At 63.5% G+C, this 22010-nt stretch carries 24 protein-coding genes and 2 tRNA genes; 12 read left to right on the forward strand and 14 right to left on the reverse strand.

Features of this window, described 5'->3' with window-relative positions; genetic code table 11:
• Positions 1–2: 2 nt before the first annotated feature.
• The 4 genes from ACIQ3Q_RS03040 to ACIQ3Q_RS03055 form a co-directional block, all read right to left on the reverse strand.
• Positions 3–884 (reverse strand): PilW family protein, encoded by an 882-nt coding sequence (locus ACIQ3Q_RS03040; RefSeq protein ID WP_396267499.1) that lies wholly within the window; start codon positions 882–884, stop codon positions 3–5.
• Complete coding sequence (gene pilV, locus ACIQ3Q_RS03045; protein WP_396267500.1) at positions 881–1426, reverse strand: type IV pilus modification protein PilV; 546 nt, start codon at positions 1424–1426, stop codon at positions 881–883. The genes ACIQ3Q_RS03040 and pilV overlap by 4 nt, the downstream gene beginning before the upstream one ends.
• Positions 1427–1451: 25 nt before the next feature.
• Positions 1452–2033 (reverse strand): GspH/FimT family pseudopilin, encoded by a 582-nt coding sequence (locus ACIQ3Q_RS03050; RefSeq protein WP_396267501.1) that lies wholly within the window; start codon positions 2031–2033, stop codon positions 1452–1454.
• Positions 2034–2112: 79 nt separating this feature from the next.
• The gene (locus ACIQ3Q_RS03055; RefSeq protein ID WP_396267502.1) at positions 2113–2685 is read right to left on the reverse strand and encodes a GspH/FimT family pseudopilin; all 573 of its coding nucleotides are present in this window, start codon (positions 2683–2685) and stop codon (positions 2113–2115) included.
• 159 nt (positions 2686–2844) lie between these two features.
• On the opposite strand from ACIQ3Q_RS03055, the gene ribD reads away from it, so the two are divergent.
• The 11 genes from ribD to tolA all read left to right on the forward strand — a co-directional run bounded on the left by ribD (position 2845) and on the right by tolA (position 12028).
• Positions 2845–3948 carry a bifunctional diaminohydroxyphosphoribosylaminopyrimidine deaminase/5-amino-6-(5-phosphoribosylamino)uracil reductase RibD gene (gene ribD, locus ACIQ3Q_RS03060; RefSeq protein WP_396267503.1) on the forward strand — a complete coding sequence of 368 codons (1104 nt, stop codon included), beginning with the start codon at positions 2845–2847 and terminating at the stop codon, positions 3946–3948.
• A 45-nt stretch (positions 3949–3993) separates the two neighbouring features.
• Positions 3994–5091, forward strand: a complete 1098-nt coding sequence (gene ribBA / locus ACIQ3Q_RS03065; protein ID WP_396267504.1) for a bifunctional 3,4-dihydroxy-2-butanone-4-phosphate synthase/GTP cyclohydrolase II — start codon at positions 3994–3996, stop codon at positions 5089–5091.
• A gap of 35 nt (positions 5092–5126) precedes the next feature.
• The gene (ribH, locus tag ACIQ3Q_RS03070; protein WP_396267505.1) at positions 5127–5591 is read left to right on the forward strand and encodes a 6,7-dimethyl-8-ribityllumazine synthase; all 465 of its coding nucleotides are present in this window, start codon (positions 5127–5129) and stop codon (positions 5589–5591) included.
• Positions 5588–6091, forward strand: coding sequence for a transcription antitermination factor NusB (gene nusB, locus ACIQ3Q_RS03075; protein WP_396267506.1), 504 nt, complete (start codon positions 5588–5590; stop codon positions 6089–6091). The genes ribH and nusB overlap by 4 nt, the downstream gene beginning before the upstream one ends.
• 50 nt (positions 6092–6141) lie before the next feature.
• Positions 6142–7326 (forward strand): pyridoxal phosphate-dependent aminotransferase, encoded by a 1185-nt coding sequence (locus ACIQ3Q_RS03080; RefSeq protein WP_396267507.1) that lies wholly within the window; start codon positions 6142–6144, stop codon positions 7324–7326.
• A 94-nt stretch (positions 7327–7420) separates the two neighbouring features.
• On the forward strand, positions 7421–9034 hold the full coding sequence (locus ACIQ3Q_RS03085; RefSeq protein ID WP_396267508.1) for a serine/threonine-protein kinase: 1614 nt from the start codon (positions 7421–7423) through the stop codon (positions 9032–9034).
• A gap of 2 nt (positions 9035–9036) precedes the next feature.
• Positions 9037–9444 carry a TssQ family T6SS-associated lipoprotein gene (locus tag ACIQ3Q_RS03090; RefSeq protein WP_396267509.1) on the forward strand — a complete coding sequence of 136 codons (408 nt, stop codon included), beginning with the start codon at positions 9037–9039 and terminating at the stop codon, positions 9442–9444.
• A 42-nt stretch (positions 9445–9486) separates the two neighbouring features.
• Positions 9487–9954, forward strand: coding sequence for a tol-pal system-associated acyl-CoA thioesterase (gene ybgC / locus ACIQ3Q_RS03095; RefSeq protein ID WP_396267510.1), 468 nt, complete (start codon positions 9487–9489; stop codon positions 9952–9954).
• Positions 9951–10643, forward strand: coding sequence for a protein TolQ (gene tolQ / locus ACIQ3Q_RS03100; protein ID WP_396267511.1), 693 nt, complete (start codon positions 9951–9953; stop codon positions 10641–10643). The genes ybgC and tolQ overlap by 4 nt, the downstream gene beginning before the upstream one ends.
• A gap of 15 nt (positions 10644–10658) precedes the next feature.
• Positions 10659–11084, forward strand: coding sequence for a protein TolR (gene tolR, locus ACIQ3Q_RS03105; RefSeq protein WP_396267512.1), 426 nt, complete (start codon positions 10659–10661; stop codon positions 11082–11084).
• A gap of 5 nt (positions 11085–11089) precedes the next feature.
• Positions 11090–12028 (forward strand): cell envelope integrity protein TolA, encoded by a 939-nt coding sequence (tolA, locus tag ACIQ3Q_RS03110; protein ID WP_396267513.1) that lies wholly within the window; start codon positions 11090–11092, stop codon positions 12026–12028.
• A gap of 34 nt (positions 12029–12062) precedes the next feature.
• Here the strand turns inward: tolA and ACIQ3Q_RS03115 are convergent, their stop codons facing one another.
• The 10 genes from ACIQ3Q_RS03115 to ACIQ3Q_RS03160 form a co-directional block, all read right to left on the reverse strand.
• A complete protein-coding gene (locus tag ACIQ3Q_RS03115) occupies positions 12063–12560 on the reverse strand; it encodes a hypothetical protein (protein WP_396267514.1) in 498 nt (165 codons plus the stop codon).
• Positions 12561–12784: 224 nt separating this feature from the next.
• Positions 12785–12860, reverse strand: a tRNA-His gene (locus ACIQ3Q_RS03120).
• A gap of 44 nt (positions 12861–12904) precedes the next feature.
• A complete protein-coding gene (locus ACIQ3Q_RS03125; protein WP_396267515.1) occupies positions 12905–14833 on the reverse strand; it encodes a SurA N-terminal domain-containing protein in 1929 nt (642 codons plus the stop codon).
• A gap of 140 nt (positions 14834–14973) precedes the next feature.
• A tRNA-Val gene (locus tag ACIQ3Q_RS03130) sits at positions 14974–15049 on the reverse strand.
• Between the two features lie 9 nt (positions 15050–15058).
• Positions 15059–15331, reverse strand: a complete 273-nt coding sequence (locus ACIQ3Q_RS03135) for an HU family DNA-binding protein (RefSeq protein WP_396267516.1) — start codon at positions 15329–15331, stop codon at positions 15059–15061.
• Positions 15332–15536: 205 nt separating this feature from the next.
• Positions 15537–16613, reverse strand: a complete 1077-nt coding sequence (locus ACIQ3Q_RS03140; RefSeq protein ID WP_396267517.1) for a tartrate dehydrogenase — start codon at positions 16611–16613, stop codon at positions 15537–15539.
• The gene (locus ACIQ3Q_RS03145) at positions 16610–17467 is read right to left on the reverse strand and encodes a DMT family transporter (protein WP_396267565.1); all 858 of its coding nucleotides are present in this window, start codon (positions 17465–17467) and stop codon (positions 16610–16612) included. Before ACIQ3Q_RS03145 ends, ACIQ3Q_RS03140 begins: the two co-directional genes overlap by 4 nt.
• A 73-nt stretch (positions 17468–17540) precedes the next feature.
• Positions 17541–18110: a CDP-diacylglycerol--glycerol-3-phosphate 3-phosphatidyltransferase gene (pgsA, locus tag ACIQ3Q_RS03150; protein WP_396267518.1), complete on the reverse strand. Its 570-nt coding sequence runs from the start codon at positions 18108–18110 to the stop codon at positions 17541–17543.
• Between the two features lie 35 nt (positions 18111–18145).
• Positions 18146–18661, reverse strand: coding sequence for a hypothetical protein (locus tag ACIQ3Q_RS03155; RefSeq protein ID WP_396267519.1), 516 nt, complete (start codon positions 18659–18661; stop codon positions 18146–18148).
• Positions 18648–20729 (reverse strand): excinuclease ABC subunit UvrC, encoded by a 2082-nt coding sequence (locus ACIQ3Q_RS03160; protein WP_396267520.1) that lies wholly within the window; start codon positions 20727–20729, stop codon positions 18648–18650. The genes ACIQ3Q_RS03155 and ACIQ3Q_RS03160 overlap by 14 nt, the downstream gene beginning before the upstream one ends.
• Before the next feature lie 35 nt (positions 20730–20764).
• On the opposite strand from ACIQ3Q_RS03160, the gene earP reads away from it, so the two are divergent.
• Positions 20765–21916, forward strand: coding sequence for an elongation factor P maturation arginine rhamnosyltransferase EarP (earP, locus tag ACIQ3Q_RS03165; RefSeq protein ID WP_396267521.1), 1152 nt, complete (start codon positions 20765–20767; stop codon positions 21914–21916).
• The last annotated feature ends 94 nt before the right edge of the window (positions 21917–22010 follow it).

Below are 22010 nucleotides of genomic sequence, written 5' to 3' on the forward strand. Positions count from 1 at the left end.
CCTCACAACACTCGGTTCTGCAGCACCACGGTGCTGGTGAAGGCGCGATACATGCGGCGGTCGCCTGCGGCAGGCGTGGTCTGCGCAGCAAACGGGTCACAGCCCTGATAGGGCGTGACCGCGTCCAAAACATTGCTGCTACTGGCCACCACCACACAGAGGCGAACCGACACCACATCGGTATAGCTGGCACCTGCGTTGGTCAACTGCTGGGCGGTGAGGTAGCGGCGCGCCTCCTGCCTACCGGCTTCGGCCAAGCCGTAGAGCACTTGCATGCTCTGAATGTTTTCCACCAAAGCTTGGCCCCCGGTGCTACCGGCCGAGGAGCCTCTGCAATACAAGGCGTTGCCTCCGGAACCGGAGGACGCAATGTAGAAGCGGCTGTAAGAGAGGAAATACTTGCCCGGCGTGGCAGAGCCCAACTCCGCCAGACCATTGCCAATGCAGTCCAGCGGCACCTTCGGTGAGCCCCCCATGATGCTGTTGCTTTCGTCGGCCTCAAAGGCCACGGCAATGGCATGCTGACTGCTGGACCCGCAAGTCAGGGCGTCAATGCTTTTGGAGAGATCCGCAAAACCTGTGTTGCAGCCGAACAAGCTGGGGCCTGTATAGACAGGAACAATCTTGCCGCCATTGAAGGCCACTGGGCGGCTGTAGCCCGATTGCGCAATGTGCGAACGCATGATATTGAGTGCAACCGTGGCGTCTTCGGTGATCTGCGCCATGGCTTGGCTGTGCTTGCTGCTGGCCCCCGAGCCCAGATAGGCGGCCAGCACTGCGGCCACCACCACCATGCCGATGACCATGGAGATCATCAACTCAATGAGCGACAACCCCCGGGTGCGGGTCAGCCTAGGCCGCAAGGTTAAAGGCAAGGGGCTCATCGTGCGACCCTGAAGTACATGCACACCGGCCGTGGTGTGATTGAAAAATTAGGCGGGCAGCTCGTGGCGAGCTCGGCGTCCGACAATATCTTGGCGCTGTCTGTATCCGACGCGGAGGGGTCACGCCAGACGATCCACAAGTCGGCGGTATCGGTGTTGCTGTCGTAGCTCACGTAGCCGGTTCCTGCAGGCAGGCTGTTGAACAGAGTGGCTCGCCACTGGGCCACATCCAAGGCCGCGATCTGTGCGGCTGTACAGGCAGTGGTGCAGGAGGCAGCGGGCGCCGTGGCCCGGCTGCTGGCCAGCACGGTGGGGGTCAGGTTGTACTCACCGGCATCGGCGGCCGACGCATTGGCCCGCAGCCGATCGGCCATGTCTGCCGCCAGCAATGAAGCCACTGAACGGAACTCACTGGTCTTGCCAAACCGGGTGGAGGTGGCCATCAGACCGGCCAGGGCCAGGATGCCCACCGACACCACCAAGATGGCGACCAGCACCTCGATCAGCGACATGCCCTGGGTGGTACGTCGTTGACGCTTCATGTTGGCCTGCTGGGTGGGGCGCATGTCACAAACCCGCTAACACTTGAACCCGCCCTTGCAGGTTATGTTCCACCCGTCTATGGGCGGCTGCGTATCCGCTGTCTGAGCTGCTGATGTTGGGCTCAATGGTGAAGACCGCACTGCCGGCGGCCGCAATGCCGTTGGGATGAAAGCCGGTGAAGGCCCTGGCCACACCGGCACCGTCTTTGGCGACCAAGGATTTGACGCTGGCCTGAGGCACGTGGGTGGCCAGCACCTGTTCACCCTGCGCACTGTCAATCGCGCCATTGAGATTGCTGTCGGTGAACACCAACCAGCCCTTGGCCCAATCGGCAGCTCCCGAGCAGGCCGGGTTCGCCGCTTGGGGGCTGCCGGACGCACAGACCGACACGGCGCCGCCTCGCTTGAGGGCTTCCGAGCGCGCCAAACGCAGGGACGATGCCAACTCATCGGCCCGTGCGGTCACAGCGCGGTTGGTGACAAACTTCTGCAGTGAGGGCACCGCCACACTGGCCAGAACGGCGACAACCGCCATCACCACCAGCAGCTCCACCAAGGTGAAGCCCTGCTGCCGCTGCGATGAAGATGGGTGATTGAGCTTACACATCCCTTCATGATGCAGATCTGCCAAGTTTTGAGTCTGCCGAAAAGACCAGCGGAAGCCGAAAACAGATAAACGGCACGACTCAACATGCAATCCCTATAACTAGTCGGGGCCTTCCGGGTTTGTTTACACAAACTAACATTTGGACTGCATGACTCGTGGCGTCAGAGGCCGCACTGGGCGGCAGGAAGGTGAACCTTGCCGAAGCACTGGAAGACACACCAATGCGCAGGTAGGTGATGGCATCCAGCGTGGACAGAACTCGCCCATGCTGGGGCAAGCCTTGGTGCACCAAGAGCACGCGGTCCCCATCGTCGAGCTCACCCCGCCGACTTTCGTCCACAAAGACCACCCAACCTGCACTCCAGTCTCGGGTGTCTTGCGCGCACGCAGGTTGCTCGACTGAGCCGCCTGGAGGCAAGGCGCATACGGTGACCTCGGCGTCTCGGCGCATCGCTTGGGCTCTTGCCAAGCGCAGGGCGCTGCGCAAGCTCTCCGCATGATCCTGCACCGCCCGCTGATCGATCCATTGGCGCAAGGTTGGCAAGGACTGCAAGGTCAGGATGGCGGCGACCGCCACGCCGATCAGCAACTCAATGAGTGAGACGCCGCGCTGCGAGCAAGCGAGGTCAGTGCAGTCAGAGAAGGTTCGCATGGCTGTGTCCTGGTGAGGTCGGGAGCGGGTACTGCGAACTGCCCCGACAGTGTCTGGCTGTCGGCCCCTCCTGCGCATTCCCCCTGCCGGGTGCGATGGACTCCCCCCAAGGAGCCAAGGGTCTACACTGAGTCTTGTGTCGATCAACGCCCCACCCCGATGACGGATCTGGACTCCCTGCACCTGCGCTCTGCCCTGGCGCTGGCCGAGCAGGCCATTGGCCTGAGTGACCCGAACCCCCGCGTCGGTTGTGTGTTGACCAGCGCCTCGGGCACGGTGGTGTTAGGCCAAGGCCATACCCAAGCGGCCGGGCAAGCCCATGCTGAAGTGATGGCGCTGCGCGATGCCGCACAGCGCGGCAGCGACTTACGCGGCGGGACGGCCTACGTCACTCTGGAACCCTGCTCACACCACGGGCGCACGCCACCCTGCTGCGATGCGCTGGTGGCCACCGGGCTGGCTCGGGTGGTGGTGGCCCTGGGAGACCCCAATCCAGCGGTCAACGGCCAAGGGGTGGCACGCCTGCGAGCAGCCGGCATGCAGGTGGAGTGGGCCACTGAAGAGATCGCACAAGCCGCCCGCGAGCTGAACATCGGCTTCATGGCCCGCATGGAACGCGGCCGCCCGTGGGTGCGGGCCAAGGCGGCCTGCTCGCTGGATGGACGCACAGCCTTGGTTGACGGCCAAAGCCAGTGGATCACCGGGCCCGAGGCGCGCGCCGATGGGCACGCATGGCGCAAGCGTGCTGGCGCGGTGCTGAGCGGTGTCGGCACCGTGTTGGCCGATGACCCACGGCTGGACGTGCGCTTGGTGGCCACCCACCTTCAGCCGCAGCGGGTGATCGTCGACGCACGGCTGGACACCCCGCCAAACGCACAAATTTTCAGCAGCGGTGCAGCCCCGCTGATGGTGGCCGCACAGCCCAGCCCTGAGCGTGTGGCCGCGCTTCAAGCGCGCGGCGCGGAGGTTCTGTGCCTCCCCAACGGTCAAGGTCGTGTCGATCTGGCTGCCTTGCTGACGGAAATGGCACAGCGAGGCATCAACGAATTGCACGTGGAAGCCGGCGCAGGCCTGAACGGCGGTTTAGCTCAGGCCAATCTGGTGGACGAGTGGTTGGTCTACATGGCCCCAATCCTGATGGGGCCCGGACGCGCCTTGGCCGAGCTGCCCGCCCTGAGCGATTTGGCGCAGGCCCAACGCTGGCGCTATCAGGACATCACCCCGGTTGGCCCGGACCTTCGCCTGCGCTTGCGCAGGCTTTGAGTGAAGCCTCTCGGCTGCGGCAAGCCCGCCGCCTACAATGCACGCATGCCGATTTCACCCATTCCAGAGCTGGTCGCCGAGCTGGCAGCTGGCCGCATGGTCATTTTGGTGGACGAAGAGGATCGCGAGAACGAAGGCGATCTGGTTTTGGCCGCTGAGCACGTGACCCCCGAAGCCATCAACTTCATGGCCAAATTTGGTCGTGGGCTGATTTGTCTGACGCTGACCAAAGAGCGCTGCGAGCGCCTGCGGCTGCCGCCCATGGCCAGCCGCAATGGGACCGCTCATGGCACGGCGTTTACGGTCTCCATTGAAGCGCGCGAAGGCGTGACCACCGGCATCTCAGCCGCAGACCGCGCCCGCACCGTGCAAGCCGCGGTGGCCAAAGACGCCACCGCGAACGACCTGGTCCAACCCGGCCATATCTTCCCGCTGCAAGCCCAAGACGGCGGCGTGCTGATGCGCGCCGGTCACACCGAAGCGGGCTGCGACTTGTCCGCCATGGCCGGGCTCACGCCCTCGGCCGTGATCTGCGAGATCATGAACGACGACGGCAGCATGGCTCGACTGCCCGACCTGGAAATCTTCGCCCGCGAGCATGGCTTGAAGATCGGCACGATTGCCGACCTCATCACCTACCGCAGCCGCAATGAAAGCCTGGTCACCCGGCTGGGCCAGCGCCCCTTGCAAACCGCGCAAGGCACGTTTGAGGCCCATGTCTTCAAAGACCGCTCCGGTGGTGTGCACATGGCCTTGACCAAGGGCCAGTGGAGCGCCTCTGACGAGGTGCTGGTGCGTGTGCATGAACCGCTGTCGGTGATGGACCTGTTGGATGCCAGCAGCGCCAACAGCCATTCTTGGGCCTTGCCCAAGGCGCTGGCGGCCTTGCAAGCGGGACCAAGCAGCGTCGCTGTTCTGCTCAACTGTGGCCAAGAAGCGGCCGATGCCTTGGTGGGCAGCCTGCTGCCCGGCAGCCAAACGGCCACCACACGCGGCAGCATGGACCTGCGCACCTACGGCGTGGGTGCACAAATCTTGCGCGAGCTGGGCGTGGCCAAGATGAAGCTGCTGGGCAGCCCAAGGCGCATGCCCAGCATGACGGGCTACGGGCTGGAAGTCACCGGCTTCGTGGCCGCAGACTGAACACACCCGCACACAAACCCAGGAAGGACGACGACATGCTAGGTGCAGACAAAGGTCAAAGCGCATCGCTCGATGGCGAAGACTTGGCCATTGGCATTGTTCGCGCTCGCTTCAACGACGCGATCACGAGCAAATTGGCGCAGGCCTGCGTGGCTGAGTTGGCCGCCCTGGGTGTTGCCGAGAAGCACATCACCGTGATCACCGTCCCGGGTGCATTGGAAGTGCCAGTGGCGCTCAAGGCCATGGCCGACTCCGAAGACTACGACGCCCTGATCGCCCTGGGCTGCATCATCCGCGGCGAGACCTACCACTTTGAACTGGTGGCCAACGAAAGTGGCTCGGGCGTCACCCGTGTCTCGCTGGACCACCAGATCCCGATCGCTAACGCGATTTTGACCGTTGAAAACGAAGCCCAAGCCTGGGCCCGTACCGAAGAAAAAGGGCGCGATGCTGCCCGCGTGGCCGTTGAAATGGCCAACTTGATGGACGATTTGTTGTGACCTCAGAAGTAAACCCCGGCGCCAAGACCGCCTCCCCCGCAAGCCCCAAGCGCGCTGCTCCTAAGTCAGCGCGCCGTCGCTCGCGCGAGATTGCGCTCCAAGGCCTGTACCAGTGGTTGATCTCTGGGGAAGATGCGGGGGTCATCGACGCCCATATGCACGACCAAGAAGGCTTTGGCGCCTGCGATAAGGCGCACTTCGACGCACTGCTGCACGGCTGCATTCGTGAAGCGGCCGACCTTGACGCCGTGCTGGCCGCGCAGGTGGACCGCGCGACCCAAGAGTTGTCGCCGGTTGAGCATGCCGTGCTGATGATTGGGGCTTACGAGCTGAAGCATTGCCTGGACGTGCCCTACAAGGTCGCCATCAACGAAGCCGTGGAGTTGGCCAAGAGTTTTGGCGGCACCGATGGCCACAAGTATGTGAACGGCGTGCTGGACAAAGCCGCCGCCGACCTGCGCCCCACCGAGGTCGCCGCGCTGCGCAAGCGCGCTCGCTGAGTTTTGCCTCGCCGGGCGTTCTGCCCGGCCTTCCCTGCCCTGGTGCCCCCATGAAGCTTGCCGCACGCCTGGATCACATCGATCCCTTCTATGTGATGGAGTGCGCCAAAGCGGCGGCCGAGATCGCCCGCAGCCCCGTCTGCGACCCCGCCCAGGGCGGGCGGCGCATGATTTACCTCAACATCGGCGAGCCGGATTTCACCGCCCCGCCCGCCGTGCAAGCCGCCGCGCACACCGCCATAGACGCGGGCCGGACGCAATACACCGATGCCGTAGGTTTGCTCGCCCTGCGGCGCAAAATCTCAGAATGGTATGCCAGCCGCTTTGGGGTCGAAGTGGCCCCCGAGCGCATCATCATCACTGCGGGTGCATCCGCCGCGCTGCAATTGGCTTGCCTGGCTTTGTTTGAGCCCGGAGACGAGGTGCTGATGCCGGACCCGTCCTACCCCTGCAACCGGCATTTCGTGGCGGCTGCAGGTGCCAAGGCGGTGGGCTTGGCCGCCGGGCCTGAGGCCCGGTTTCAGTTGGACCAGCACAGTGTCACGCAGGCCTGGACGCCGCAGACGCGAGGCGTCGTATTGGCGTCCCCGTCTAACCCCACAGGCACCTCCATCGACCCAGAGACACTGAGAGCCATCGTCAGCCAGGTGCGGGCACGCGGGGGTGTGACCTTGGTGGACGAGATCTACCTCGGCCTGTCTTACGACGAGCAATTCGCCCACACCGCACTGGCGCTGGGCGAGGACGTGATCTCCGTCAACAGCTTTTCCAAGTACTTCAGCATGACAGGCTGGCGCTTGGGCTGGTTGGTGGTGCCGCCCGCCTTGGTCGCCCCCATCGAGAAGCTCCAGCAAAACCTGTTCATCTGCGCCTCAACCGTGGCTCAGCAAGCCGCCTTGGCCTGTTTTGAGCCAGAGAGCTTGGCCGAATACGAGCGCCGCCGCAGTGCCTTCCGGGAGCGGCGGGACTTCATCGTCCCGGCCCTCAATGCCCTGGGGCTGACCGTGCCGGTGATGCCCGATGGTGCCTTTTATGCGTGGGCTGATTGCAGCGCTTTCGGCAACAGTTGGGACCTCAGTTTTGAGCTGATGCGCAGCGCCCAAGTGGCCCTGACGCCAGGGCGAGACTTTGGCCCCCATGCCGCTTCGCAGTACCTGCGCCTGTCATTTGCCAGCAGCATGGCCGATCTGCGCGAGGCCGTGCAGCGCCTCGACGTAGCGCTGAAATGTCGCTGAGCAGCCGCTGCTTCGCAGAATTTGGTCACTCTTAGCGCACTCTGATACATCGGCGTAGAAAGATTTCTCGCTGCCAGCACTTATCCTTCACGCCATGCGACGGCCCTTCTTCTGGCGCTCGGCTCCTGCCCCTGCGCCTGAAGCCTCCCAAATTTCAGACTCCACCTTTGAAACCACCGTGGTGGTGGAGCCCCCCTGCCCGCCTGATAGCGAGCAGGCGCCACCGACGGCAGACGCCGCCGACGCCAAAGACGCCGTGGCCGCCATCGGCCATGTCGGGCGCTACACCTTGCAAAGCGTGCTGGGCGAAGGCGGTTTGGGCACGGTGTATGGCGCCTGGGACCCGCTGCTTTCGCGGGCCGTCGCCGTCAAAACCCTGCACCGTGGCGCCAGTTTGTCGCAAGACTCCACCATGCGAATCTTGCATGAGGCGCGCGCCGCTGCGCGCCTGAGTCACCCCCACATCGTGACGGTGTTTGACGCAGGCACCTCAGAGCGCGGCGTCTACATCGCGATGGAGCCGCTGCAAGGGCAAGACCTGCGGCAGGCTCTGCGCGACGGCTGGCGCCCGACGCCCACCGAGGCGGTGGGCCTGGTTCGCAAAGTGGCGGACGCCCTGGAGTACGCCCACAACAAGGGCGTCATCCATTGCGACATCAAGCCCGCCAATATTTTCTTGGTCAGCCGCAAGCACCCCAAGGTGCTGGACTTCGGCATTGCCCGGCTCAGCCACGGCAGTCGAATGGCAGTGGACATGCCCGTCACAGGCTCGCCCTTCTACCTGGCCCCGGAGCAATTGCGCGGCGAGCACATTGACCGACGCTGTGACGTCTACGCGCTGGGCGTGGTGCTGTTCGAAATGCTGGCCGGACAACGGCCTTTTGTGGGCGACAGCATGGAGGCCATCAGCCAAGCTGTGCTGAACGCCCCCACGCCACAGGCGCGCAGCATCGACAGCAAAATTCCGCCCAATCTGTCGGCCCTGATCGCCAAGGCCATGGCCCGCAACCCAGCAGAGCGCCCCGAGTCGGCGCGTCAGTTCTCGCAGACCTTGCGGCGCTGGTTGGAGTCCTCGGAAGCCGATGCGATGCGCCGCAAGCAACTCAGCCCCCGGACATGGGCCTTGCTGGGCGGCGCTTCCTTGTTGGCGGCGCTGGGCACGGCTTGGGTTCAGAACCATTGGTCGCATGCCGACGAGCCCACTGTTGGCGCTAGCCCGAGCCTGCCACCCGCACCCGTGGCCCTGGTGTCGGAGCCGATTGCGTCGGCCCCCGGCTCTGGAGCCCTGGCTGCAGAGGCCGTGAGCGTGACAGCGTCTTCGCCGGTCATCGAGGTCCCCTCGCAAGAGGCGGTAGGCAGCATGCCCCCCAAGCCGCAGGCTGTGGCGCCTTCCGCACCAGCGCCTGCACCGCGCAAAGCCGTTGCACCGCCGGTCGCTAACAAGCGCAACACCGAGACCCCGCCCAAAGTGGTCGACAAACCCGCTGCGCCATTGGCGACGGGCACCCTTCGCCTTGCCGTCAGCCCGTGGGGTCAGGTCGAAATCGACGGCCGAGCCGTCGGCACCACCCCCCCGCTGACCCAGATTCAGTTGCCTGTCGGGACCCACACTGTCACCATTCGCAATGGTGACCTTCCCCCTTACACCACCTCAGTGACCGTCCACGAAGAGACCGGCGCCAGAGTCCAACATCGATTCGCTCAGTGATCATGTCGTCTCTTTTCAAGTGCCGCAGCACGCGGCCGCTGCTGGCTTTGGCGACGCTCGGCGTGGCAGCGCTGTTGTCCGCCTGCGTGACACCTCAAGCCAGCGTGGTCGAGGCCAGCAGCCGCCCAGCCGAGCGAGCGCTGCTCGACGGACTGCGCGCCTACGACGAAGCCCGCTATGCCGATGCAGAACGGCTCTTGAATTTCAGCCTAGGACAGGGCCTGGGCAGCCCAGCAGATCAAGCCGCAGCCCGTAAGACGCTGGCCTTCATCTACTGCACCAGCAACCGTGTTGCTGCCTGCGAACAGTCTTTCAGAGCCGCGCGCGCGGCCGATCCTCGTTTTGCACTCAGCAAGGCAGAAGCGGGCCATCCCTTGTGGGGCCCGGTTTACCAAAACTCCCGTCGCTGAAGCCCGGCAACGCAGGTTCGCTCGCGTATCATCGCCAGCGGCATGACTGACTCCGTAACGCCCGTTTTGAACCCTGCCTCTGCGCCGTGCTGTGCCCAGCCTGCCCACCCTGAGGGGGTGTTTCATCACCCTGTGCGGGTCTACTGGGAAGACACCGATGCGGGGGGCATCGTGTTCTATGCCAACTATCTGAAGTTTTTCGAACGCGCGCGTACCGAATGGCTGCGTGCCCTGGGCTTTGAGCAGCAGAAGCTGGTGGATGACAGCGGGGCTATCTTCGTGGTGGCGGATGCACAAATCCGCTACTTGCGCTCAGCCCGATTGGACGATGCACTGGACATCAGTGTCCAAGTTCAAGAGCTGACCCCCACCACCATGCGCATTTTTCAGCAAGCCCACTGCGGCAGCACCTTGCTGTGTGAAGCCACCATCCGCATCGCTTGTGTCCAGCGTGAGCGAATGCGCCCCTGCCGTATTCCAGCCCCCATTCTTCAAGCCATTCGCCCATGAACCAGGATCTGTCCATTGTTTCCCTCGTCATGCAGGCCAGTTGGGTCGTCCAGTTGGTCATCGCCGGGCTTTTGCTGATGTCCTTGGCGAGCTGGGCCGTGATCTTCGGCAAGCTGATTGGGATCTCACGCATCCGCGGCCAGAACGAGAGCTTCGAGCAGGAGTTTTGGTCGGGCAAGAACTTGGCGGATCTGTACAAGACCGCCAGCAACAAGGTGGACTCCGCGCCCATGGAGCGGCTGTTTGCCAGTGGCATGCGCGAGTTTTTGAAACTGCGCGACCGCCAGCTCGATGCCGGTTCTCAACTCGACGGCGCACGCCGCGCCATGCGGGCCAGCCTGCAGCGTGAACTCGACACCATGGAAGGCAATATTGGCTTTTTGGCCTCGGTGGGATCGGTCAGCCCCTACGTGGGCTTGTTCGGCACGGTGTGGGGGATCATGCATGCCTTTGTGGGCCTCTCCAACCTGCAGCAAGTGACTCTGGCAACAGTGGCCCCCGGCATCGCGGAAGCCTTGGTGGCCACCGCCATTGGTCTGTTTGCGGCGATTCCTGCGGTGGTGGCCTACAACCGCTTCTCGCGCGACATCGATCGCATCGCCATCCAGTTGGAGTCCTTCATGGACGAGTTCTCCAACATCTTGCAGCGCAATGTGGGCAATGCCGTAGGCACCGCTCCGATGCGTTGAAGCGAGACCATCAGCATGCCCTCCGTTGCATCCCGAGGTCGTGGCCGCCGCCGCGCGATGAGCGAGATCAATATGGTCCCCTTCATCGATGTGATGCTGGTGCTGCTCATCATCTTCATGGTCAGCGCGCCGCTCATCACCACCGGCGTGGTGGACCTGCCTTCCATGGGCAAATCCAAGCAGCGCCCGCAAAGCGTCATTGAGGTCATCATCGGCCCTGACGAAAAGCTCAAAATTCGCGTTGACAAGTCCGAGCCCACAGCCATTGGCTCCACCCAACTCGCGGCCAAGGTCAAGGAAGCGCAGGCCGGCAGCGCCGAGGTGCCCGTCATCATTTCGGCAGATAAGCAAGTGCGTTACGAGAGCGTGGTCAAGGTCATGGACACCTTGCAGCGCGCCGGTGTATTGCGCGTGGGCTTGGCGGTGCGGCAGGGAAGCTGAGTCGCATGCATCAAGCCCTGCGTCACTCCACCATACCGCTGGACGCCCTGCATCCGCCCAAGGCGGATGGCGTCACAGCAGGCGTGGCGCTGTCCATTCTGGTCCACATGGGCTTGATCACCGCACTCACCTTAGGTGTGCAATGGCGCAGCCAGTCAGACGAGGGCGTTGAGGCTGAGTTATGGGCCAGCGTGCCTCAATTGGCCGCGCCGCCCGCGCAAGCACCGCCCCCAGCGCAGGAGCCAGCCGAGGTCGCCCCACCCCCACCGCCGCCCATCAAGGTCAGCCCGCCGCCGCCACCCCAGGCCGCCCAGCCCGACGCTGAGATTGCGCTGGAACAGGCCAAAAAGGCGAAGCTCGAGAAACAGCGTCAAGCCGACGCAGAAAAGCGCGCCGAGGCCAAGAAACAGGCCGAGCAAGACAAGCTGGACAAAGCCAAAGAAGATAAAGCCCGCAAGGACAAGGCTGAGAAGGAACAGGCGGCCAAAGACAAGGCCGAGCAAGAGCGCAAGGAGAAGCTGGCTGCCAGAGAGAAGGCCAAGGCCGAGGCTGCAGAAGCCGCCGAAGAGGCGGCTCGCGAAAAAGCGCGGCAGGCGCACTTGCAGCGCATGAAAGACCAGCTCTCAGGCAATGGCGGCCCGCAGAGCACCGGCACAGCCCCTGTGAGCGCCGGGCCTTCGGCCGGTTATGCAGGGCGCATCAAGGCCCGCATCAGGCCCAATATTCGCCTGTTAGACCCCGTCAGCGGCAATCCTGAGGCGACCGTGGAGGTCAAGGTCACGCCGGACGGCACCATCATTGGCCGTCGACTGATCAAGCCGAGTGGCGATAAAGCTTGGGACGAGGCCGTGCTCAGGGCCATTGACCGCACGGAGCGCCTGCCTCGCGACACCGACGGCAGCATTCCGCCGGTGTTCGAGATCAAGTTCAACCCGCGCGATTAAGCGCCGCTTCCGCAGCGCTCCGGCGCTCAGCGCTTCAGGCGCGGCTCTTGTACGTCGCGCGCAGCACGCGCATCAGCGCTTTCTTGTCGGGGTCTGGTGCGCCACTGGCCACGCGCTTTTCAATGGCTTTGTCGAGGGCACCCTCCAAGCCATGGCGTGCGGTCGACCAGCTCGATTGCGCGGGCTTGCCTTCGGGCGAGGTCCAAGAGGCCACCACATACAGCACGGCGGACTCTGAAAACTCCTCCCACACGAAGCGAATACCCGCTGCGGGGGTGGAGCTGCGGACATTGGGCTGACCTTTCGGTGCGCCGCCGCGCCCCTGGCCCACGATCAGGCCTTGGGCTTTGGCCTCCTCCATGGCGGCACGCAAGGCTTTGCGCGGACCGCCATACTTATTGACGGAGAAAGATTTGGTTTCCCCCGGACCACCTCGGCCACGGCGAAGTTGGTAGGACACCACTTCCCCCGAATAGCGAAGTGCCACCACATGGGCGCGCCCAGGGGTCTTTTGGCTCGTGCTTTGGCTCATGAGAAACTTCCTTTACGGTGTTCGACAGCGATTCGGAGAATCTACAGCGCGACATCATGGACATAAGGCGACATGAAGCTTGGGAATACCCCCCAAATGAGTCGCCCAATGATCCTAACGTGTTGCTGACAAACACAGTCGAGATGTGGGAACTGTGAGACAGCCCCAATGCAAAAAGCCTGATTTCAACAGAAATCAGGCTTTGCACGCTGACGCGGAATCGGTGGGGTGGCTAATGGGACTCGAACCCACGACAACCAGAATCACAATCTGGGACTCTACCAACTGAGCTATAGCCACCACTGGAGAAGCAAGCATTATAGACTGCCTTTTGATCGATTTTGTCAGCCCCCTGCAGAAGGTGCGGAGGCCGCTGCGGCCGCACTGGTGGCCGCAGGGATCTTGACCTTCATGCGGCGCTTCAGTGCTTCGTAGTAGGCCGCTTCTTCGGCCTTGGCCAAAGCCTGCGCCACATAGGGCTTGGCGCGCTCGTTGTCTGGGTCTGCGGCTTCACGAGGCACCAACTTGGTCACCTTGATCACGGCATAGCCTTGGTTGCCCAAATCCACACCCACCACGGCCGGGCCCTTGCTGATGTCCGCCTTCAAGACAGCGTCGATCACCTGGCGGGGTTGATTCTGTGCCAGGGTGCGCGACACCGTCTGCGCCGCAGACAGCACTTCATTTGCATTGGCCTTTACGGCCGCCAGACGGGCTTCGCCGTCTTTGACGGCTGCCTTGGTGGCCTGCTCAACGCGCACGCGCTCTTGGACCTGCGCCTTCACTTCTGCCAAGGGCAGCACACGCTCGGGCTTGTGCTCCACGATGCGGGCCGACACCAATTGGTTCGGCGCAGTTTCCACCGCCTCGGTGTTGCGCTTGTTCTTGATGGAGTCTGCCGAGAAGATGGCGTCCAGCAGCTTCTGCGAGGCCAGCGGGCCAGTCGCGCCTGGTGTGGGCGACTTGCGCACCACGGCCTGAGACTTCACGAGCTTGTACTTGTCGATCACGGGCTGCAGGCTGTCCGACTGCTCATACACCGTGTTGGTGAAGGTTTCGGCTTCTTTGAGGTAAGCCTCTTTGGCCTTCTGCGCCGTCACTTCGGCCACGATCTCAGCCTTCACGGCTTCAAAGGGCTTGGCGGTACCACCACGCTGGCCGGTCAAGCGAATGATGTGATAGCCAAACTCGGACTCCACCACATTGCTGATCTCGTCCACCTTGAGCGCGAAGGCTGCATCTTCAAAGGGCTTGGTCATGGCGTTGCGACCGAAGTACTCCAGATCGCCACCGTTAGGGGCCGAGCCCGGGTCTTGCGAGTTTTTCTTGGCCACCTCTGCAAAGCTGCCTGGCGCCTTGCGGACTTCAGCCAACAGGGCTTCGGCTTTGGCCTTAGCGGCCGCCTTATCTTCGGCCTTGGCGTCCTTATCGGCTGCGATCAGGATGTGGCTGGCGCGACGCTCTTCAGGTGCAGAGTAGCGGGCCAAGTTCTGCTTGTAGTAGTCCTGCAGATCACTGTCGTTGAGCGTGATCTGCTTCTTCAGCACGTCCAGGTCCAGCACGGTGAACTCGATGCTGGCTTCCTCGGCGGATCGGAACTCTGCGCTACGCGCCTTGTAAAAGGCCTCAATGTCGGCATCGGTGGGCTGCACCTTGGCCATGTAGTCCTGCATATTGAAGCGCTGAATCTGCACTTCACGGCGCTCCAGCATGGCGTCCAACGCAGTGCCCGTCACCACCGCGCCCACAATCTGCGAGCCCGTCACACCTTGGGTGACTTGACGCAAGGTCATGTCGCGCCGCACTGCCGCCTCAAAGCTGGCCGGGGTGTAACCCTGTTGAGCCAGCATGTCGCCATACGCCTTGGTGTCGAACTTGCCATCCGCGCCACGCAGCTTGGCCAACTCTGGCATGCGCTGCAGCTCAGCAGCCAAGCGATCATCGCTGACCAAGAGGTGCGACTTGGCCGCCGCCGTGGCCAGCACACGCTCGCGCACCAAGCCGTCCAAGGTGCTGCGCTTCATTTCAGGCGTGTCGAACATCTTCACGTCGACATTGGGCATTTGCTGCCGAATGCGCTCAATCTGCTGCCGATGCGCCGCATCCAGCTCTGACTGCTTGATCTCACCCCCGGCGATCTCTGCCACCGTCTTGTTGGAGGCATCCATGAAGGAGGAGTAGCCCTGCACGCCGAAGAAGACGAAGGAAGGGAAGATCAGCAGAACCAGCAGGAACTGCAACCAACGTTTGTGATCGCGAACGAAATCGAACATGTGTCAGCCTTGTAGGGAGGGCAGTCGCGCAAGCGCCAGATACGACAAAGGCGAACCTGGGTTCGCCTTGAGTGGGTCAGGATGCGACGCTTGAGATTCTAATCAAAGCTTGAGTCGCAGACCCATGAGTGGGGTGGCAGTGGTGGGTGCTGAGGGGCTCGAACCCCCGACCTACGCCTTGTAAGGGCGCCGCTCTACCAACTGAGCTAAGCACCCACTGCGCAATCAGTTCAGTGCGTCCTTCAGGCCCTTGCCCGGACGGAACTTCGGCACCTTGGCCGACTTGATCTTGATGGTTTCCCCGGTCTTGGGGTTACGGCCGCTGCGAGCAGCACGCTTGGTGACCGCAAATGTACCAAAGCCAACGATCGACACGCTGCCGCCCTTTTTGAGAGTGGTCTTCACGCCGCCGATGATCGCTTCCAGAGCGCGCGCTGCGGCGGCCTTGGAGATGTCGGACTTCTGGGCGATGTGCTCGATCAGTTCAGATTTATTCACGAAGGTACCCCCTCTCAAATGACTCAAAAAATCGCGTGGTGGGCGACAAGGCACTGCCCATGCAGCACCCAATCTGAAAGATGGTTCGCCCGGGTGGGACGAAAAAATCATTACAGCCGTCGCACCTACCAGTGTCAAGCGCGGATGCGGATTCTATGCGCAGTCTGAGCCTGTTCTGCGGCGTCGACGCTGGAGATTGTGCGGATCATCCTTGAAGTGTTTCGGCAATGGCACGACCCAGATCAATCGTGCCGGCTTTGCCACTTAAATCAGGGGTGCGCGGTGCAGCCGGATCGGCCAACACGGTCTCTATCGCCGCGACGATGGCGTCATGGGCTTGGGGGTAGCCCAAGAACTGCAACATCATCGCGCCTGACCAGATTTGCCCAATCGGGTTGGCAATGCCCTGCCCCGCGATATCAGGCGCTGAGCCATGCACAGGCTCAAAGAGCGACGGCCACTGGCGTGTGGGGTTCAGGTTGGCCGAGGGGGCAATGCCAATCGTGCCAGTGCAGGCAGGCCCGAGGTCGGAGAGGATGTCACCAAACAGATTGCTGGCCACCACCACATCAAATTGCTGGGGCTTGCGCACAAAGTGGGCCGTGAGGATGTCGATGTGGAACTGGTCTACGCGCACCTCCGGATACTGCGGCGCCATGGCAGCCACGCGCTCGTCCCAATAGGGCATAGAGATGGCAATGCCATTGCTCTTGGTGGCCGAGGTCAAATGCCGCTGGGGCCTCGTCTGGGCCAACTCGAAGGCGTACTTCAAGACGCGGTCGACACCGTGACGAGACATCACCGTTTCCTGAATCACGATCTCGCGCTCGGTGCCCTCATACATGCGGCCACCCAGGCTGGTGTACTCGCCTTCGGTGTTCTCACGCACGATGAGCATGTCGATGTCACCGGGTGCCAAGCCTGCCAAGGGAGAGCGCACGCCGGGCATCAGGCGCGCTGGGCGCAGGTTGATGTACTGATCAAACTCGCGGCGGAACTTGAGCAGTGAGCCCCACAAGGACACGTTATCCGGCACGGTCGCGGGCCACCCAACGGCTCCGAAAAAGATGGCGTCGTAACGCGACAGCGTGGCCTTCCAGTCCGACGGCAGCATGTCGCCATGCTGCTGCCAATAGGCGCAGCTGGCAAAGTCAAAGTGGTCGAACTGCAGAGCGATGCCAAAGCGCCGCGCCGCAGCGTCCAGCACCTTCAGCCCTTCGGGCACCACTTCATGGCCAATGCCGTCACCGGGGATGACGGCAATGCGGTGTGTCTTGTTCATTTCACAACTCCAGATTGACGAACCACCAAGGCCACGCCCGCCACGGTGAGCGCAGCCCCCATCAAGGACGGTGCGGTCAAGGCTTCGTCAAACAAAGCCCAGGCCAACACCGCGGTGCAAGGAGGCACCAAATACATCAGGCTGGTGACCTGTGTCGCCGCGCCGCGCTGGATCAACCACACCAGCAGGGAGCTGCCGCCAATCGTCAACACCAGCACGGACCACACCATCGCGCCCACCATCTGAGGCACCCAGTGCACCGACTCGGTCTCCAGCAGCGCCAAGGGGGCAGTCAGCAGCAAAGCGCCGATGAGTTGCACCGTGTTGGCTGACCGAACATCCACGGGCAGCACATAGCGCTTTTGATAAAGCGTGCCCACCGTGATGGAGGCCAAGGCTCCCAGCGCCAGCGACAGATTGGCCGCAGAGATTTCAGGCGTCCCGACTTTGCCGCCAACCACCAGCACCAAGCCCCCAAAGCCCAAGGCCAAGCCCAACCATTGCCAGCGGCCAATCTGGCCGCGCCCGCCTTGCGCAGAAAGCCAGATCGCCGTCAGCAGCGGCTGCAGCCCCACGATGAGCGCGACCGCCCCTGCAGTGAGGCCCAGCTTCACAGCCGCCCACACACCGCCCAAGTAGCCGCCGTGCAGCAGCATGCCCGCCACCAGCAGATGGCGCCATTGACCCCAGCCCTCGGGCCAGGCCACGCGACTCACCCGCACCCACAGGCAAAGCAGCACGATCGATAGGAGATAGCGCCAGGCCAGAAAGCTCATGGGTGGCGCATGAGGCATGCCGTAACGCGCCGCCACAAAGCCCGTGCTCCAGATCAGCACGAACACCGCTGGCGCCATGCTCACCCAGGGGGAAGCGGCGGAGGCGGTAGAGCCAGAGGACTGCACGCGGGATAGGAGCGGCTGCGCGCGATCAACGCGCCTTGGCGCGGATCTCCGGCAAAGCCTTTTGCAGGTAGTACACCATGGACCAGATCGTCAGCACCGCAGCGGCAATGATGAGCAAAGTGCCCCAGAGCCGCGTGTCGATCAGGCCAAACAGCGTGCCGTTATAGAGCAAGAAGGGAATGGCCACCATCTGCACCGTGGTCTTGAGCTTGCCCAGCATGTGTACGGCCACGCTGCGCGAGGCGCCGATCTGGGCCATCCATTCACGCAGCGCAGAGATGGCGATCTCGCGGCCGATGATGATCAGGGCGATCAAGGCATCAACGCGTCCGTGCTCCACCAAAATCAGCAGGGAGGCGCACACCAAGAACTTATCAGCGACTGGGTCGAGAAAAGCGCCAAAGGCCGAGGTCTGGTTGAGCTTGCGTGCCAAGTAGCCGTCCAGCCAATCGGTGAGCGCGAACACCACAAACATGACGGTGGCCAGCAGATTGCGCGTGGCCATGTCCCAACTCTCCATCCCGTAGACGGCCACGATGAGCGGAATCGCCGCGATGCGCGCCCAAGTCAGCAGGGTGGGGATGGTGAAAAACATGCGCGCATTCTGCCCTTGAAACAGCCCACGCGCCGTCACTGATCCAAGATCATCGGCTTGAAGCGCCGTGCATCGTCATAGAGAAAGGTCTCGCGGAACTTCCAAGGCTTGGGCAAGCGGCCCACCTCGCCAAAGGGTGCGGCGCGGCGCACCGCCTCCTTGGCCAACTCCACCGTGTCTTTGGCCTGGGTGGGCACGCGCACCACGTCGATGCGGTCAATGCTGCCGTCGGCCTTGACGGTAATCTCCAACACCGGGATCGCCAACAGCGGATCGGGCGGATCGCTCAGATAGCTTTTGTCGGGGTTGGCCGCCACCATGCGCTTGGCGGCACGCACGCGGTACTCGTCCCAGTTCTTCACCGCCCCTTGGAGGCTGGGCAGCGCAGCCTGAGGCTGGACCGTCGTACTGGGCGCCGTAGGAGACGTCGGCTTGGCAGGCGCCTGCGGCGCACGATGGGCACAGCCCGACATCAAGGCAGTCACCCCCGCCGCCACGGCGGCCGACACCACCATCACCGCCCGTCCCAATGCCGTATTAGCGAAGCGCACGATAAATCTCCTCTGCCAAATCTCTTGAAATGCCATCCACAGTGGCCAAGTCTTCCACACTGGCTGCGGCCACGCCGCGCACACCGCCGAATCTTTGCAACAGCCGTGCGCGCTTTTTGGGCCCCACGCCCGGAATATCTTCCAGCCGGCTGCCACCCGTGCGCACGCTGGCCCGCTTGGCCCGCATGCCCGTGATAGCGAAGCGATGGGCCTCGTCGCGGATCTGTGCCACCAGCATCAGGGCTGCGGCGTCGGGCGGCAAGGTCAGCTTGTCGCGCCCATCGGCAAAGACCAGCTCCTCCAGACCCACCTTGCGGCCCTCGCCTTTCTCCACCCCGACCAAGAGGCTGAGCGGCAAGCCGAGCTCTTCAAACACCTCGCGGGCGACCCCAATCTGGCCTTTGCCGCCGTCGACCAAGACCACCTCCGGCAAGCGCTGCTTGCCCCCCACCGGTGCGCCGCCCTGCTCTGCGGCGGCCTCACGCCACGCCTGTGCCAAACGGCTGTAGCGGCGTGTCAACACTTGGCGCATGGCCGCGTAGTCGTCGCCCCCGGTGATGCCTTCGATATTGAAGCGGCGGTACTCGGCGTTGGCCATGCGGTGGTTCTCAAACACCACGCAGGACGCTTGGGTGGCTTCACCCGCCGTGTGGCTGATGTCAAAGCACTCGATCCGAACTTGGTCGATGTCATCGACGACCAAGTCCAGCACATCCACCAAGGCCCGCGTGCGCTCGCGCTGCGAGCCTTCTTCAGAGAGCAAGCGGGCCAGCGCCAGCTCGCAGCCGGTGATGGCCATGTCCAGCCAAGCGCGGCGCTGCTCGCGCGGTTGATGCTGGGCCTGAATCTTCACGCCCGTCTGCTCGCTCAAGGCTTTCAGCAGCTCTTTGTCCACGGCATGGCTGGTCACCAACAAAGGTGGCGGCGCACCTTGCAAATAGTGCTGGCCCATGAAGGCTTCCAGCACCTGCTGCTCGGCCAGCGCCAAGCTTTGAGCGGCCGTCAATTCGGACGCCGCTGCGGCGTCATCCGAAGCCAGCACCGCCTCGGCCAGCGCGGTGGCCTCTTCCACATGGCTGGGGAAAAACGCCCGGTCCCCCAAATGTCGGCCGCCACGCACCATGGCCAAATTGACGCAGGCCCGGCCACCTGCCAGCTTGACCGCCAGGATGTCCACATCCCGAATGGTGGAAGAAGCGGAGCTCTCTTCGACCGACTGCTGGTGCTGCACCTTGGCCAGCAGCGAGATGCGGTTGCGCAGCTCGGCCGCCTTTTCAAAGGCCAACACCTCCGCGTGCGCCATCATCTGGGCTTGCAGCTCGTCCATCACCTGCTGCTGCTCACCCAGCAAAAAGCGCTCGGTGTCCAGCACATCGCGCTGATAGTCCTCGTGCGAGATCAGACCCACACAAGGTCCGGAGCAGCGGCGGATTTGATACAGCAAACAAGGCCGCGAGCGGTTGTTGAACACCGCGTCTTCACAGGTGCGCAGGCGAAACACCTTTTGGATGATCTGGATGGCCTCGCGCACCGCCCAGGCATTGGGGTAAGGCCCGAAGTAGCGATGGCGCCGGTCCACCGCACCGCGGTAATAGGCCACCCGCGCAAAGCGAGCGGCCGTGGGCGAGGCCTTGGCATCTTGGGCCCGGGTGCCGGTGAGCTTGATGTAGGGGTAGCTCTTGTCGTCCCGAAACAAGATGTTGAACTTGGGGTTCAAGGCCTTGATCAGGTTGTTTTCCAGCAGCAAGGCTTCGGCCTCGCTGCGCACCACGGTGGTCTCCAGGCGCGCAATGCGGGCCACCATCAGGCCAATGCGGGTGCCGCCCAAATCCTTCTGAAAATAGCTGGACACCCGCTTTTGAAGGCTGGCCGCTTTGCCCACATACAGCACCTGATCCGCGCTGTCGAAGTAACGATAAACCCCTGGCAGCGCAGGCAAGGCCGCCACCTCGGCCAGCAGGCGCTCGCGCGTGGCGGCGTCAGGCAGGCTGGGAGCAGGGGCGGCCGGCGCAGCGTCCAGCACCGCTGGAGGCGTCTGGTCTGGGGGCGAAGTTTCCGTGGTGCTCATCGGGTGCGCATTGTGCCGCTTCGATAATGCCCGCCATGACAAACGCCGCCGTACCCCGCCAGGCCCTCGCCCGCTGGGACATCTATTGCCGGGTGATCGACAACTTTGGCGACATCGGCGTGTGCTGGCGGCTCTGCCAAGACTTGGCCGCGCGCGGCCACAGCGTGCGCCTGGTGACCGACGACGCCAGCGCCCTGGCCTGGATGCGCACGCCCGAAGCCCACCCGGTAGACGTGTGGGCCTGGACCGCCAGCGAAGCCGCCGCCCTGCCCGGCCTAGCTGCCGACGTGGTGGTCGAGGCCTTTGGCTGCGACCCGCCCGCTGCACAGGTGGCCGCCTGGCGCCAAGCCGCCCAACCACCGGTCTGGCTCAACCTGGAGTACCTCAGCGCCGAGCCTTATGTCGAGCGCAGCCATGGCCTGCCCTCGCCGCAGTTCACTGGGCCTGGCCAGGGCCTGACCAAATGGTTTTTCTACCCAGGGTTTACCGAAGGCACCGGCGGCCTCTTGCGCGAGCCTAAGGTGCTGCGCCGCCAACAGCGCTTTGATGCCCCCGCTTGGTGGGCCAAGATGGGACTGCCCTGGCAGCCGGGGCTGCGCAGCGTGAGCCTGTTTTGCTATCCGCAAGCCCCCCTGCCCGCCTTGCTGGCCGCCCTACCGGCTTGGAGCGAGCAGGCGCCTGTGCGCTTGCTCAGCACCGCCAGCGTAGACGCCACGCGCCTTGAAGACGCCGTCCGCGCGCTGGGGCTGGCGCAGCACATCCAGGTCGTCCGCCTGCCTTGGCTGAGCCACGCCGACTACGACCACCTCTTGTGGGCCTGCGACCTGAACCTGGTGCGGGGCGAGGACTCCTTGGTGCGAGCGCAGTGGGCCGGGCGCCCCTTTTTGTGGCAGCTCTATGCCCAAGACGACGGCGCCCACGGCCCTAAGCTTGACGCCTTCATGAGGCACCACTTGGCTGGGACCGAGGACTCGGCGTGGGCGCCCCAGTTGCGCCAAGCTCTGCGGCATTGGAATGGCTTGACGCCCCGCGACAGCGCCCTGACCTTGCCGCCTGCAGCGGACTGGCAAGCCCATGCCTTGGCATGGCGTCAGCACCTGTGCCAGCAGACGGACTTGTGCACGCAGTTAGTGGCCTTCGTCCAGCAAAAGGCGAGTCAAGGGGCTGGTGGGCGTCCTTCAGCCTGATAGAATCGCGGGTTTTCCGCATGGGGCGAGCGCGTCACCTAAAAACCAAACGGCTTCTGGCACACCTCGTCAGGGCCGAGCAGCAGGGATCTCA

The organism is Ideonella sp., assembly GCF_044358605.1.
GTDB lineage: Bacteria > Pseudomonadota > Gammaproteobacteria > Burkholderiales > Burkholderiaceae_C > Ideonella.

What these genes read in the sequence shown, in the direction of transcription:
- ACIQ3Q_RS03040 (WP_396267499.1), bottom strand. Translation starts at nt 884, where the DNA reads ATGAGCCCCTTGCCTTTAACCTTGCGGCCTAGGCTGACCCGCACCCGG.
- pilV (WP_396267500.1), bottom strand. Translation starts at nt 1,426, where the DNA reads ATGAAGCGTCAACGACGTACCACCCAGGGCATGTCGCTGATCGAGGTG.
- ACIQ3Q_RS03050 (WP_396267501.1), bottom strand. Translation starts at nt 2,033, where the DNA reads ATGTGTAAGCTCAATCACCCATCTTCATCGCAGCGGCAGCAGGGCTTC.
- ACIQ3Q_RS03055 (WP_396267502.1), bottom strand. Translation starts at nt 2,685, where the DNA reads ATGCGAACCTTCTCTGACTGCACTGACCTCGCTTGCTCGCAGCGCGGC.
- ribD (WP_396267503.1), top strand. Translation starts at nt 2,845, where the DNA reads ATGACGGATCTGGACTCCCTGCACCTGCGCTCTGCCCTGGCGCTGGCC.
- ribBA (WP_396267504.1), top strand. Translation starts at nt 3,994, where the DNA reads ATGCCGATTTCACCCATTCCAGAGCTGGTCGCCGAGCTGGCAGCTGGC.
- ribH (WP_396267505.1), top strand. Translation starts at nt 5,127, where the DNA reads ATGCTAGGTGCAGACAAAGGTCAAAGCGCATCGCTCGATGGCGAAGAC.
- ACIQ3Q_RS03080 (WP_396267507.1), top strand. Translation starts at nt 6,142, where the DNA reads ATGAAGCTTGCCGCACGCCTGGATCACATCGATCCCTTCTATGTGATG.
- ACIQ3Q_RS03085 (WP_396267508.1), top strand. Translation starts at nt 7,421, where the DNA reads ATGCGACGGCCCTTCTTCTGGCGCTCGGCTCCTGCCCCTGCGCCTGAA.
- ACIQ3Q_RS03090 (WP_396267509.1), top strand. Translation starts at nt 9,037, where the DNA reads ATGTCGTCTCTTTTCAAGTGCCGCAGCACGCGGCCGCTGCTGGCTTTG.
- ybgC (WP_396267510.1), top strand. Translation starts at nt 9,487, where the DNA reads ATGACTGACTCCGTAACGCCCGTTTTGAACCCTGCCTCTGCGCCGTGC.
- tolQ (WP_396267511.1), top strand. Translation starts at nt 9,951, where the DNA reads ATGAACCAGGATCTGTCCATTGTTTCCCTCGTCATGCAGGCCAGTTGG.
- tolR (WP_396267512.1), top strand. Translation starts at nt 10,659, where the DNA reads ATGCCCTCCGTTGCATCCCGAGGTCGTGGCCGCCGCCGCGCGATGAGC.
- tolA (WP_396267513.1), top strand. Translation starts at nt 11,090, where the DNA reads ATGCATCAAGCCCTGCGTCACTCCACCATACCGCTGGACGCCCTGCAT.
- ACIQ3Q_RS03115 (WP_396267514.1), bottom strand. Translation starts at nt 12,560, where the DNA reads ATGAGCCAAAGCACGAGCCAAAAGACCCCTGGGCGCGCCCATGTGGTG.
- ACIQ3Q_RS03125 (WP_396267515.1), bottom strand. Translation starts at nt 14,833, where the DNA reads ATGTTCGATTTCGTTCGCGATCACAAACGTTGGTTGCAGTTCCTGCTG.
- ACIQ3Q_RS03140 (WP_396267517.1), bottom strand. Translation starts at nt 16,613, where the DNA reads ATGAACAAGACACACCGCATTGCCGTCATCCCCGGTGACGGCATTGGC.
- ACIQ3Q_RS03145 (WP_396267565.1), bottom strand. Translation starts at nt 17,467, where the DNA reads ATGGCGCCAGCGGTGTTCGTGCTGATCTGGAGCACGGGCTTTGTGGCG.
- pgsA (WP_396267518.1), bottom strand. Translation starts at nt 18,110, where the DNA reads ATGTTTTTCACCATCCCCACCCTGCTGACTTGGGCGCGCATCGCGGCG.
- ACIQ3Q_RS03160 (WP_396267520.1), bottom strand. Translation starts at nt 20,729, where the DNA reads ATGAGCACCACGGAAACTTCGCCCCCAGACCAGACGCCTCCAGCGGTG.
- earP (WP_396267521.1), top strand. Translation starts at nt 20,765, where the DNA reads ATGACAAACGCCGCCGTACCCCGCCAGGCCCTCGCCCGCTGGGACATC.